This window comes from Deefgea piscis (genome assembly GCF_013284055.1).
Taxonomy (GTDB): Bacteria; Pseudomonadota; Gammaproteobacteria; order Burkholderiales; family Chitinibacteraceae; genus Deefgea; species Deefgea piscis.
On the sequence record NZ_CP054143.1, the window covers coordinates 2,176,677 to 2,189,657 of the forward strand.

At 50.8% G+C, this 12,981-nt stretch carries 12 protein-coding genes; 7 read left to right on the top strand and 5 right to left on the bottom strand.

What is annotated here, in order from left to right:
- Positions 1-68: 68 nt before the first annotated feature.
- Positions 69-1,343: a nitronate monooxygenase gene (locus tag HQN60_RS10255; protein ID WP_173533549.1), complete on the bottom strand. Its 1,275-nt coding sequence runs from the start codon at positions 1,341-1,343 to the stop codon at positions 69-71.
- 282 nt (positions 1,344-1,625) lie between these two features.
- Between HQN60_RS10255 and bioF the strand changes: the two genes are divergently transcribed.
- The 3 genes from bioF to bioH all read left to right on the top strand — a co-directional run bounded on the left by bioF (position 1,626) and on the right by bioH (position 4,586).
- Positions 1,626-2,840, top strand: a complete 1,215-nt coding sequence (bioF, locus tag HQN60_RS10260; protein WP_173533550.1) for an 8-amino-7-oxononanoate synthase — start codon at positions 1,626-1,628, stop codon at positions 2,838-2,840.
- A gap of 16 nt (positions 2,841-2,856) precedes the next feature.
- Positions 2,857-3,711, top strand: coding sequence for a Rossmann-like and DUF2520 domain-containing protein (locus HQN60_RS10265; protein ID WP_173533551.1), 855 nt, complete (start codon positions 2,857-2,859; stop codon positions 3,709-3,711).
- Positions 3,712-3,824: 113 nt separating this feature from the next.
- Complete coding sequence (gene bioH / locus HQN60_RS10270) at positions 3,825-4,586, top strand: pimeloyl-ACP methyl ester esterase BioH (RefSeq protein WP_173533552.1); 762 nt, start codon at positions 3,825-3,827, stop codon at positions 4,584-4,586.
- Between the two features lie 88 nt (positions 4,587-4,674).
- Here bioH and HQN60_RS10275 read toward each other — a convergent pair whose 3' ends face one another.
- Together HQN60_RS10275 and HQN60_RS10280 are read right to left on the bottom strand one after the other, a co-directional pair.
- On the bottom strand, positions 4,675-5,403 hold the full coding sequence (locus tag HQN60_RS10275; protein ID WP_173533553.1) for a DsbC family protein: 729 nt from the start codon (positions 5,401-5,403) through the stop codon (positions 4,675-4,677).
- A gap of 55 nt (positions 5,404-5,458) precedes the next feature.
- On the bottom strand, positions 5,459-6,640 hold the full coding sequence (locus HQN60_RS10280) for a UbiH/UbiF family hydroxylase (protein ID WP_173533554.1): 1,182 nt from the start codon (positions 6,638-6,640) through the stop codon (positions 5,459-5,461).
- A 75-nt stretch (positions 6,641-6,715) separates the two neighbouring features.
- Between HQN60_RS10280 and HQN60_RS10285 the strand changes: the two genes are divergently transcribed.
- The 4 genes from HQN60_RS10285 to yiaY all read left to right on the top strand — a co-directional run bounded on the left by HQN60_RS10285 (position 6,716) and on the right by yiaY (position 11,891).
- Positions 6,716-9,052 (top strand): DNA internalization-related competence protein ComEC/Rec2, encoded by a 2,337-nt coding sequence (locus HQN60_RS10285; RefSeq protein WP_173533555.1) that lies wholly within the window; start codon positions 6,716-6,718, stop codon positions 9,050-9,052.
- Positions 9,049-9,849: an MOSC domain-containing protein gene (locus HQN60_RS10290; protein ID WP_173533556.1), complete on the top strand. Its 801-nt coding sequence runs from the start codon at positions 9,049-9,051 to the stop codon at positions 9,847-9,849. The genes HQN60_RS10285 and HQN60_RS10290 overlap by 4 nt, the downstream gene beginning before the upstream one ends.
- A gap of 144 nt (positions 9,850-9,993) precedes the next feature.
- Complete coding sequence (locus HQN60_RS10295) at positions 9,994-10,497, top strand: FUSC family protein (RefSeq protein ID WP_173533557.1); 504 nt, start codon at positions 9,994-9,996, stop codon at positions 10,495-10,497.
- Between the two features lie 242 nt (positions 10,498-10,739).
- Positions 10,740-11,891 (top strand): L-threonine dehydrogenase, encoded by a 1,152-nt coding sequence (yiaY, locus tag HQN60_RS10300; RefSeq protein ID WP_173533558.1) that lies wholly within the window; start codon positions 10,740-10,742, stop codon positions 11,889-11,891.
- Between the two features lie 67 nt (positions 11,892-11,958).
- Here yiaY and HQN60_RS10305 read toward each other — a convergent pair whose 3' ends face one another.
- Together HQN60_RS10305 and HQN60_RS10310 are read right to left on the bottom strand one after the other, a co-directional pair.
- A complete protein-coding gene (locus HQN60_RS10305) occupies positions 11,959-12,417 on the bottom strand; it encodes a DoxX family protein (RefSeq protein WP_173533559.1) in 459 nt (152 codons plus the stop codon).
- Between the two features lie 103 nt (positions 12,418-12,520).
- A complete protein-coding gene (locus HQN60_RS10310) occupies positions 12,521-12,928 on the bottom strand; it encodes an SRPBCC family protein (protein WP_173533560.1) in 408 nt (135 codons plus the stop codon).
- Positions 12,929-12,981: the final 53 nt, after the last annotated feature.

Consider the following 12,981-nt stretch of genomic DNA (forward strand, 5'->3'; position numbering starts at 1 on the left):
GTGACAGGTAAAGATAGATACAAAAAAAACCGCCATGATGGCGGTTTTTTTTGAGCCTGCAGATTCACTTAGACTGCAGCTTCATCCAATTCGGGCAAAGCCACTTGGTTGTCAGTGCTAAATTGGTAGTCTTTAAACACATGCTCAGCAGTAAGCAATTGATAACGACCATCGGCAAGGCGATTGGTGGTGTCTTTGAGGCGGTAGGTAAAGTGCCCGCAAGTCCAGCAATCGAAATTACGCATGTGCGTGCACAAGCAAGTTTTTTCGTAAACGTGAATTTCAGAAATCTTTTTCGCGTTTGGATTTTCTTCGATGACTTTGTTATACGCTTGAATGTAAGAGCAGTTGCCGCTGGCATCAAGCAAATACCCATACGCTTCACAATTGGGGCGAATACCAGAGCCAATGGCGGGGGTGTTTTTCAACATCCGCATTGGGTAGCCCGTGGGTGAAATCTGATTCACCTCGATCAGATCTTCATCGGCTTTAAAGTATTCTTGCTTCACATCGTCTGGCAAGCCGCATTCTTTGGTTACGGTAAAGCGCGTTGCGACTTGTACGCCACCTGCGCCCATTTCTAAGAATTTCACCGCGTCGGAACCCGTGAAAATACCACCGGCTGGAATCACCGGCATATTCTCGTAACCTTCTTTTTGCACCCAAGCGAGCACTTCGGCCACGATGTCTTCCAGCTTAAAATCAGCCCAATCCATGCCAAAGCCTAAGTGACCACCCGCGAGCGGGCCTTCAACGACGACAAAGTCAGGTAGGCGGCCAGTACGGGCCGATTTTTTGATAAACAATTGCAGCGCACGCACTGAGGAAACAATGATCCCGAGCTTGGCAGTATGAAAGCGCGGATGATTTTCAATCAGCGCAAAAGAGCCTAAATGCAAACCAGCGGCCAAAGTGATGCCGTCGATGCCGGCATCGAGCGCGGCATTCATCCGCACGCGTAAGGTTTCTTTTGGGCCGTTCATCGTCAACTTTTCCATACAGTTGATGAAGATCATGCCGTTGCCTTGCTTACGTGCCATGGTGGCTTCAACGTGTAAACGGGTGGCGTTGGCCAACTGTTCTAAATCGAATTGCACCACGGCTTTGTCGCTATTGGCGACATTAAATTTGTATTGCTTGAGTTTGTCTTTGACGTATTTTGTGTTGTAGCGACGATCGGTGACCGTATTAATCATCGCGTCGGAGATATGCCCGATACCGCCAAGACGGCAAGCTTCTAGTGCTAAGTCGGCTGTGGAAATGTCTACACCCATGCCACCGATCATAATCGGCACATACTCTTCTTTACCAAATTTCAGACGAAAATCATCAACACGCTTCATTAGATCGTTCCATTCTTAAGCTGGTTTTAAGGCCAGCTCAATGATGAGTAAAATTTTTCAATGGCGAATGATAACGTGTAAAAGGGGTTTTTGGCTTGTGTCAATGATGACAATACGCAAGATTTTGCCAAAGGCATCATTGTGTAACTCTTTTTTCTTGCAAGATTTAATTGTATTTGTCGTGGTTATTTCCGGTTTAGTCAGAAATAAGGGTGCTTGATGTAAAGAGAATTTCAAATCTAAATCATTTAGAATGCTCACTTCGAGACAAAAGGACCTGCTATGTCGCAGTTGCACTGGTTTTCACAACTTGCTGCCGAACTCGCCGAGCGAAAATCAGCGCATCTCTATCGATCGCGCCGGGTGCTGGCTTCGCCACAAGGCGCACACGTCACAGTGGCAGATCGAGTGTTGTGTAATTTTTGCAGTAATGATTATCTAGGCTTGGCTAACCACCCGCAATTGATTGCTGCAGCCCAAGCGGGCGCGGTGCGTTGGGGCGTCGGTAGTGGTGCTTCGCATTTGGTGGCCGGGCATTTTGCCGTTGAGCAGCAGCTGGAAGAGCGCTTGGCGGCGTGGGCGAATAAACCGGCGGCGATCACCTTGTCGACTGGTTATATGGCCAATTTGGCGGTGATTACTGGTTTGATGTCGCGTGGCGATGCGATTTTTGCCGATAAGCTCAATCACGCCTCGCTCAATGATGCGATGGTGTTGTCGCGCGCCGACGTAAAACGTTTCGCGCATGGTGATATGCAAGCCTTGGCGCGGCAACTGGCCGCATCCAAAGCCGCACGCAAAATGATTGTGGTCGACGCGGTATTTAGCATGGATGGCGATATTGCGCCGCTGGCCGATTTGCTGAAATTGGCCGAGCAATACGACGCGCTACTTTATGTGGATGATGCGCATGGCTTTGGCGTATTAGGCAATGGCCGCGGCACTTTGGCTGAGCTGGGTTTATCGTCGCCACGGATTATTTATATGGCGACTTTGGGTAAGGCTGCGGGCGTTGCCGGGGCGTATATTGCTGCAGAGCAGGTGGTGATTGATTATCTGATCAATACCGCTAAGCCGTATATCTACACCACGGCTGCGCCGCCATTGATTGCTGCGGCGATGCATGCCAGCTTGGATTTGATTGAGCAAGATGTGGCGCGGCGTGAGCGCTTGCAGCAGCATATTGCGTATTTCCGCCAGCGCTTGGCAGGCGCTTGCACTTTATTGCCGTCCACCACCGCAATTCAGCCGATTATTTTGCCCAGTAGCGAAATCGCCGTGCAAGTCTCTGCGGCTTTATTTGCCGCTGGATTTTGGGTGGCGGCAATTCGCCCACCCACGGTGGCCACGCCGCGTTTGCGAGTGGTGCTCAGTGCTGCGCATACGCAGGATGAAGTGGCGGCATTGTGTGAGCAGTTGTTGCTGATTTTGACGGCGTTGCCTGCGGCCGATTTAACGCCAGCGGCCGGTTCAAGCGCTGCAGGCGTAATAGATTAAGGATTAAGGCGTTTTTATGCTCAAACTCAATCTCATCGGCCCTGGCCGCTTGGGGCAATCTATGGCCCGCTTGGCGCAATTATCGGGTCAATATCAGATTGCTGGCGTATTGGCGCGAACGCCAGCGGCGCATAAAGCGCTGGATTTTATCGGCGCAGGGCAGGCGGTTACAACGCTGTCAGCCTTGCCCGCCGCTGATTTATGGTTGCTTGCCGTGCCCGATTCAGCCATTGCTGCGGTGGCGAGCGAGCTGGCTCAGGCAGGTGTAGTTGCTGCAGGGGATGTGGTGTTTCATGCCAGCGGCGCATTGGATGCGCAACAGCTGGCGCCACTCCGCGCGCAAGGCGCTCAGCTAGCGAGTGTGCATCCGGCGTTTTCTTTTGCCGATCCCGCGCGAGCAGTGGCGACTTTTGCCGGTACGCTGTGCGCGATTGAAGGCGACGCTGTGGCGTGTGCGCGCTTGCAAGCGTGGGTCAGTGATTTGGGCGGCGTGCCATTTGCACTACAAGCTGGCGGTAAAACGGCGTATCACGCCGCACTCAGCATGGCCGCCAATTATCTGGTGACTTTGGCTGAGGTGTCGCTGCAAACGGCCAATCAAGCGGGGATCGCGCCCGAAATGGCGCAGCGCTTGGTGTTGGGCTTGATGCAGCAAACCTTAAATAATATCGTCGCCATCGGGCCTGCTGCGGCATTGACGGGGCCGATTGTGCGCGGAGATAGTGCTACCGTCGCCCAGCACTTGGCGGTTTTGCCCAGCCAGTATCGCGTGCTGTATCAAGTTTTAGGGCAACACACGCAATGCTTAGCTGGCGAGCGTTTAAACCCGCAGCAGCAGCAAGCGCTGGCGCAATATTTAAATAATCAATGATATGTTGGGTGGGTATATGATTGCAGCCTATGAAATTAAGGGGCTGTATACAGATACCCAGTTGGCATGATGGGTGTATGTTCGCCCTCAATCGATTGACTGGGAATAAATGAATGTGGATTGAAACGCGGGGCCAAGGGCCTGATGTGGTGTTGTTGCATGGTTGGGCGATGAATAGCACGGTATGGAATTCGATTGCGGATGCTTTGGCGCAAGATTATTGCGTGCATTTAGTCGACTTGCCCGGCCATGGTGCGTCGCCGGCTGAAGGGACGTTAAGTTTGCCGGCGATGGTGGCGGCAGTGGATGCGGCGTTTCCTTGGCCGGTGCAAGTGATCGGCTGGTCTTTGGGCGGCGCGGTGGCGGCTGCTTGGGCGATCAGTCAGCCGCAAAAAGTAAAATCCTTGAGCTTAATTGCATCTAGTCCGTGCTTTATGCAGCAAGCCGATTGGGCGAGCGCGATGCCAGCTACGGTATTGGCGCAATTTGCTGAGCAATTGCAGCAAGATTGGCAAGGTACACTGAAACGCTTTATTAGTTTGCAAGCGATGGGGGATGCCAGCGCGCGCGCGGTGACCAAGGAATTACTCGCGGATTTATTTAAGCACGGTGAGCCGAGTTTAACCGCGTTGAGTGAGGGTTTGGCGATTTTGCGCGATACCGATTTACGCGCGCAAATCAGCCAAATTGATTGCCCAGTGCTGCTGCAATACGGTGATCGCGATACCTTAACGCCAGTGGCGGTGGCGCATTGGTTGGCCAGTCAATTCAGTGATGTGACGTTAAAAATTCATCCAGGCGCCGCGCATGCGCCGTTTTTATCGCATCGAGCGGATTTTTTAACTGCGCAACAGGCTTTTTTAGCCGCGAATTAATTGCGGGCGTTGCGGTTAGAATGATGATGAGGAAATAAAAAGCCTCGATTTCTTGGTGAAGAAATCGAGGCTTTTTTGCATCTAGCGATTATTTTTGTGTAGCGAGGATTTTTTCGATTTCGTCTTTTGGAATTGCCCCTGAAACGATTTGGCCATCCGCAAAAATCAGTGCTGGCGTGCCGTTGATGCCGAGCGATTCGCCGAGTTTAACGCTGCGTGCGATAGGGTTGTCGCAGGTGGTTTTGCCACCGGTAGGCAAATTGCCGTTGTGCATGAATTCGCTCCATGCTTTTTGCGGGTTTTCACTACACCAGATGAGCTCAGATTTACGCGCGGCATCTGGGTGCAAACCAGCCAGTGGCATCAAGAAAGTGTAAATCGTGATGTTTTCGATGCCTGCCAAACTTTGCGTTTCAAGGCGTTTGCAAAATGGGCAATCTGGATCAGAGAACACCACTAATTTACGGCTACCGTTGCCGCGTACTTCTTTGATGGCGTCAGCCAGTGGCAATTTGGCGAAGTCCACTTTATTGAGTTCGGCCATACGGGCTTCGGTTAGGCTTTTTTTAGTCGCTACATTGACCATATCGCCAACGACGACAAATTCACCTTTGGCATCGGAATATACAATATGGCGCTTGTTTAAAACGACTTCATACAAGCCTTTGATTGGCGTTTCACGTACAGAATCAACCGGCTGGCCAATTTTTTTAGCCAAATTAGCTTTCAAGTCTTTCGGAGGCGCGTCCGCTTGTGCACTGCATGCAGTGAGCGCGATCATGCCGGCGGCAATGAGAGTACGGGTCAGGTGTTTCATGAGTCATCCTTCAATCTGGTGAGTGTGCTAGCAACAGCAGCAGCGATCAGCGGTTTTATGAATCCATTGCGTGGCGAATTAATTGCCGTTTTAGCCATGGTAAAGCATTGGTAAAGCCCAGCCCAAAATTGCGTAAACGCATTAAAACGGGATGGTGATTATTAAAGAGCTGCTGCAATCCATCACAAACGGATTGCATTAATCGTACCGGCTCGCGGCGGGCGCGCTCATAGCGCCTTAGGACTAAATAATCGCCGATTCGTTCCGGATGCGTTTTTGTTAATAAGTCAGCCAGTTCGGCAACGTCACCAAAACCTAAATTAACGCCTTGTCCAGCTAAAGGGTGCACCGTATGTGCCGCATCGCCAACCAAAGCTAAACGCGGTTTGACGCACTGCTCAATCTGATTGAGTTTTAGCTCAAACGCAGCGGGCGGGGTAATTATAGTGAGTTCGCCCAGTGAGGCATTGCCGGCTTGAGCCACTTTGGCAGCCAGTTGGCTGGGACTTAAATTGAGTAATTCATTTTTAAGCTCGGCATCGCACGACCATACCATCGACATTTTTTGCTCGGCGAGCGGCAGCCACGCCAAAATTCCGTCGGTTTTAAACCATTGTTGGGCACAGCCGTAGTGGGGTTTTTCAATGGCAAAATTGGCAACAACGCCAAATTGCGCATAGGGTTTGGTGCTGGCTTGAATCCCTGCTTGCCCGCGAACCCAAGACTGCGCCCCATCGGCGCCAACGACTAAACGTGCGCGGAATTGGCGTTGATCGGCCAAGGTTAGCGTAGCAGCTTCGAGATCGACCGATAGCGCTTGCGCGCTGGCGGGAGTGATGATGTCAACATGGCTGCAGTCAGCCAGTGCCAACCAAAGCGCGCGCTGTAATTCACGGTTTTCAACGATAAAGGCCAGCTCGTCAACGCCGCTTTCTAGGGCGTTAAATTCCAACAGGGCATCCACGGCGTCACCGCGGATTTTCATCGAGCAAATCGGCGATAAACGTTCTGGGCGAATGCGTTGCCAAGCACCAATCTGCGTTAAGAGCTGACGACTAGCGCGGCTAATGGCATAGACTCTTTGGTCCCACGTGGAGAGATCAAAATCTAGGCAAGGCGCACGGCCTTCGAGCAAGATGACCGAGAGCGAGGTTTTTTTGAGGGCCAGCGCCAATGCGGCACCGACTAAACCACCACCCACGATAATGATATCGGCATCGAAATTTTTCATGCGCATGAGTTTAACATTGTGAATGATTCGTGCAAGGTGATTTCTTGGGCTAGTCAGCACTCGATTGCCTAAGCTAGATGGATGTTAAGTCGCTATTTATTATTTATTTTTGCTTGGGTGCTTGGCGTAATTACGCTGCAATGGCAAGCGACTTTGCCTGCGGTTACTTGGCCGTTGGCGATGTCTTGCTTAGCGCTGGGACTATGGTTTTGTCTGAAGCGCTTTAATCAACATCGGGCTCTGCAGTGGCTGGTGCTGCTGGTCTTGGCGTTCAGTTTGGGTTTTGCTTGGGCCACATGGCGGGCGCAAATTCGGATGGCGCAGCGTATTCCAGTCGATTTGGTCGGTCAAACTGTGTGGATGTCGGGTTTTATTGCCGATTTACCACAAGAATCGCGCTATGGGCCGCGCTTTATTTTTACGCCGGATGCCGATCCCAAGCGAGCTTGGGCAGTTGATCGCATTCAAGTGAACGCCAAAGGCGGGCCGTTTGGCGCTGGCGAGCGGTGGCGCTTGCAGCTCAAACTCAAGCCAATTCATGGTGTGGTGAACGCCGCCGGATTTGATTTAGAAGCGTGGTTTTTACAGCAAAATATTGCTGCGATCGCCAGCATGAAGTCGGCCGAGCGTTTAGCAGGCTTTTCGGCGCAAGCGGCAGTGCTGCGAATTCGCGCCGCGCTACGCCAACGCATTGAGCACGCTTTGCAGGATGCGCCGTATCAAGGGGTGATTGTTGCGCTCACCATTGGCGATCAAGCTGGGATTCCCAAGCCACAGTGGCAACGATTTGCCCTGACGGGCATTACGCATTTAATCAGTATTTCGGGTTTACATATTACGATGTTGGCGGCGATGGGGATGGCATTCGTGCTATATGGCTGGCGGCGCAGTGCGTATTTAACGCAAAGGCTGGCCGCGCAGCGTGCGGCTTTAATCGCGGGAGTCTTGATCGCGTTGATGTATAGCGTGTTGGCGGGGATGAGTGTGCCAACGCAGCGCACCGTATTAATGCTTTTGGTCAGCGCCTGTTGCTTGTGGCGAGCCAGGCCGATGGCAATCAGCGCCATTTGGGCTAGTGCCTTGGCGGTGGTGGTGCTGTTTGATCCTTTTGCTGTGCTCTCGGTTGGTTTTTGGCTGTCGTTTTTGGCGGTCGCATATTTGCTATGGATGGGCGCCAATCGCATTGGGCGCAAACCCGCGTGGCGCTTATGGCTAAGTACGCAGTGGGCGGCAACATTGGCGTCGTTACCGATTTTGGTGTTGGTATTTGGGCAGGTGCCGCTGCTGTCGCCACTAGCCAATGCTTTGGCGATTCCTTTGGTGAGTGTCTTGATTACGCCTTTGGCTTTATTGGGTTTGCTCGACCCAACGGGAACGCTGTTGCGCTGGGCTGAGGGTTTGTTTGCAATCTTAGATCGCGGATTGCAATGGATCTTGACTTGGCCGTGGCCGGCGCTAGAGATCAGCTCTCCTCCAATGGGTATATTGCCAGTGGCGATGCTGGGTGTGGCTTTGCTGCTATTACCCCGAGGTATTCCGGCGCGCTGGCTAGGGTGGCTGATGCTACTGCCCTTGTTTTTTATGCCGCAGCCCAAGTTGGACGATGGGCAGTTTAAATTACAGGTGCTCGACGTGGATCAAGGCTTGAGTGTATTGGTGCAAACGCGGCAACACGCTTTACTGTTTGATACCGGACGTGAGGCCAATGCCGAACGCGTGATTTTGCCGGTGTTGCGTCAGGCAGGAATTACTCGGCTGGATACGTTATTGCTATCGCATAATGACAACGATCATATTGGTGGCGCGCCGATTTTGCTGGGGCAGGGCGATCGCTTGGCTTTTCCGATGGGTTTGATTTTGCATAGTTTGCCAGAAGATTTGCCGATTTTAAGTAGTAAAGTGGCCAAGCAGCGTTGCCAAACTGGGCAGCGTTGGCGCTGGGATGGCGTTGATTTTGAGGTGTTATGGCTGCACCCCAACTATGCCGCTAACAATGACAATGCCCGCGGTTGTGTGCTGCGCATTCATAATCGCTGGCATAGCGCCTTAATTCCGGCTGATATTAGCCGTCTTGAAGAAGGGGAGCTGCTCGCGGCAGGTTTAACCAGCACCGAGATTGTGATTGCGCCACATCACGGCAGTAAAAGCGCTTCATCGGATGCATTTATTCAGGCTCTGCAACCGCAATACGCGGTATTTTCAGCGGGGTTTATGAATCAATTTCGGCATCCGCATCCCGATGTACAGCAGCGCTATGCAGCAGCCGGGGCGAGGCTATTGCGAACGGATCAGTCTGGATCATTACAATTTACTGTCGGAGAGCTGATTAAGCTACAAGAGCAGCGCGCCATCGCGCCGCGATATTGGTACACTGCGACTTATTCTGATCCAAAAACGGCTGTTGGAATTTCGCCATGACCATGCTGCTTTCTGCTTTATACCGCTACCCCCTTAAATCATGTCGTGCTCAAGCACTGAGCCAGAGCCAGCTTGAGGTGCGCGGCTTGCCACAAGATCGAGAATGGATGATTGCCAATTCGGCTGGCGTGCAAATCACCGCGCGCACCGAGCCACGTATTTTATTGATTGCTACTGAGGTCACGCCCGATGGTTTGTGGTTAAAAGCGCCGGGCATGGCCGATTTATTTGTCGTGCTAGCGCTGTTTAATGAGCTGCATCAGGCTGATGTTTGGGAAACCGAGTTTTTAGCTCGGCGCGGGGCGCTCGATGCTGATGCGTGGTTGTCTGCGTATTTAAATCAAACCGTACATCTGATGTGGCTGGGCTTAGAGCCGCACCGGCGCTTAAAAAATCATCCAGATGTGGCCATTAGCTTTGTTGACACCTATCCCTTATTAATCATTGGTGAAGGCTCTTTGCAAGCGCTTAATGCGCGCGTTGGCCGTGAGTTGGCGATGCTGCGTTTTCGGCCTAATTTGGTCATTGCCAATAGCGCGCCATTTGCTGAGGATACTTGGCAGCGGATTCGGATTGGCGAGGTGGAGATTGAATTAGCCAAAGCGTGTGAACGTTGTTTGATGACGACGCTCGACCCAGATACTGCTGAGCGCACCAAAGATTCAGAACCACTACGTAGTTTGGCTAAGTTTAGAAAAATGGGCGCTGCAGTGGTGTTTGGCCAAAACGCGCGGGTGGTGCAAGGCGGCGCATTACAACTGGGTTTGCCGGTTGAAGTGCTAAGTTACAAGGATTAAGTGATTAAGTCAGCGTGGTCTTGCATCGTTGTCGCGCTTTACTCTAGTCGATATTCTGTCTATGGCTTTCATGCCTTGCCATAAAATATTTGTACGAGCACTGAAGTGATTGCGTTAGCAGACCAAATAGTTAAGGAGTGCCCAATGATTCGACGCCGATCTTTGCATGTTTCGCTACAGGTTGCGATTGTTTCTGTACTGTCATTTTATTTTGGGGTGCATTTTACGCAGTTTTTTCAGGGTGAATCGGCAGGCATTGGTGGTTTGTGGGCGGCAATTTCATCGATTGTGGTGTTGCAGGCGACGCAAAAAGCCACGATTGAATCGGCGTGGATGCGCACTTTAGGCACTTTGATTGGGGCCAGCATGAGTGCGCTGTATTTTCAGTTTTTCCCTTTTAGTTGGTTAGGCATGGGGGCGACGATTTTTGCGACGGTTTTATTGTGTGAAATGCTCAATATTCCTGACAATGCCCGTTTAGCATCGATTACCGTGTGTATCACGATGGTCATGGCCAGTTTGCATCCCTCAATCAATCCTTATTTAAATTCTATATTGCGCTTTAGCGAGTCGATGATTGGCATTGCTTTGTCGATGGCGGCGATTAGTTTGTGGCCAACAGATGCTGATGCGAAAGGCGAAAAATAAGCGCTCGTGCTAAGCGTTCAATCGATGCTGGCGGTGCTCAGTCTCAGCGAGCGTTTTTCAATTTAAAAAACACCGCAAAGTACCTCGTTAGAGTTAGATAAACGCAATGATTTACACCTATTGCGGGTATTGCTTATGAGGTACTTTGTGGGTGTGGGTTCTGATATACGTCAATTTATTACAGCGGTTTTCGGAGTAGTCTAGACGTATTGTAGTTACTACTGTGAAACGAGGTATTGATCATGACAACGACTGCTTTTTTTATCCCGAGTGTGAATTTAATGGGTGCTGGTTGCTTACGCGATGCGGCAAAAACAATTAAAAGTTATGGCTTTAAAAAAGCCCTGATTGTTACTGATTTACCCTTGGTTAAAATTGGGGTGGTGAAAACTGTCACTGATTTATTGGCGCAAGAAGACGTTGCCAGTGTGGTATTTGATGGTGTTCACCCTAATCCAACCACCGCCAATGTGGCGACAGGTTTGGCCATGCTGCAAGAAAATGGCTGTGACTGCGTGATTTCAGTCGGTGGTGGCTCTCCGCACGATTGCGCTAAAGGCATTGCTCTGGTTGCGGTCAATGGCGGAGATATTAAAGATTACGAAGGGCTAGATCGCTCGGCTAAACCACAATTGCCTCTCATTGCGATTAACACCACGGCCGGTACCGCTAGTGAAATGACGCGGTTTTGCATTATCACCGACGAAGCGCGACATGTAAAAATGGCCATTGTGGATAAGCACACTACGCCGATTTTGTCGGTGAATGATCCTGAATTGATGTTGCTTAAACCCGCCGGTTTAACCGCCGCCACGGGGATGGATGCCTTAACGCACGCGGTAGAAGCGTATGTATCAACCGCAGCAACGCCGATTACCGATGCGTGTGCGCTCAAAGCCGTTGAGATTGTTAGCCAATCATTACGCCAAGCGGTGCGTCACGGTGATGATATTGCGGCGCGTGAACAAATGGCGTATGCCCAATTTTTAGCTGGGATGGCATTTAATAATGCGTCGCTGGGTTATGTGCACGCCATGGCGCATCAATTGGGTGGTTTTTACGATTTACCGCATGGCGTTTGCAATGCAATCTTGTTGCCACATGTGCAAGCGTATAACAAGCAAGTGTGTGCTAAACGTTTGGGCGATATTGCACGGGCAATGGGCGAGAAGGTGGATGGCTTAAGTGACGATGCTGCCGCCGATGTTTGCCTTGCTGCGATCCGTCAATTGTCGGTTGATGTGGGTATTCCAACTGGCGTCGCGCAATTGGGGGCCAAGCTCGAAGACATTCCAACCTTGGCAACGAATGCATTAAAAGACGCGTGTGGTTTGACCAATCCAAAACAGCCGACGTTTGAAGAAGTTTGCGAAATCTATCGCGCGGCGATGTAACGCCAAGAGTGCAGTAAACAACGCCACATCGCTGTGGCGTTTTTTTTTGCGCTGAAAATTTAAACTTTTAAAGTTTCGGTGATTTTTGTGCGCGAAGTAACACGCAATCTAAACCCCAGCGCCGCGTCGGAATAGCAACTAAGACCAGCAGCATTAGGCCCCATTCCAAATGGTCTTGCAGTGCTGAGGGGATCGTTTTGAGCACATGAAAATACGCCACCACCGCCATGCCATTAACTAGAAATAAACCCAGAGCCGAGCTGCGAGTGAATAAACCAAAGAGTAAAGCGATGGGTAGAATTAGCTCAGCTGCGGTACCGAATAAGGCGGCAATAACGGGGGGCAGCAGTGGCACATGATATTCATCGGTAAATAAAAATAGCGTGGTATTCCAGTCTTGAATTTTCGTTAAACCAGAAAGAAAGAACACTTTACACAGATAGAGTCGCAGTAAAAAATCGGCAACTGGGGCTAAGGCGTCGAGTATTTTGGCTTGAATCAGCGCGGGGATACATTTTTGCAGCATTTTGCTTCACCTTGATCATTGGATTGTACTGTAGTCGCTGACTGGGTGAGTTTCTTACTGGACTGAGTCAATTTATGCCGCCTTATTTTTGATACGCATGGATTCATGGGTGTGTTGTCACATACATAGCAAAATTATTTAGAATGGCTTGCCATCCCTGACGTTGTTGTTCCACTGTGTGTTCAGTTTCCGCATCGAAAGTGACACGAATAGATACACCGTTGGCGCGGCTTTCAAATACGACCTCAGCGCTACGGCCGCCAAAAGAATATGCAATCAATTCGTTCGGCACAATTTGGGTATAGGTCCCTGCAAAATCAAAGCCAAAGCTGGCATCTTTCGCCTGCATGCGCGATAAAAATGTCCCGCCCACACGTAAGTCAACCGTTGCCTGCGTGGTGTGCCAATCATCAGAAGCGGCATTCCACTGCATGATGTCGTTGGGTGTGGTGTAGGCGCTCCAGATTTTGTCAATTGGCGCATTGATGATGGTTTCAACCGTAATTTTCATTAGCTAACTCCTACTGGTCGTTGGCAACTACAGCTGTCTGATGTTCTCGTGTG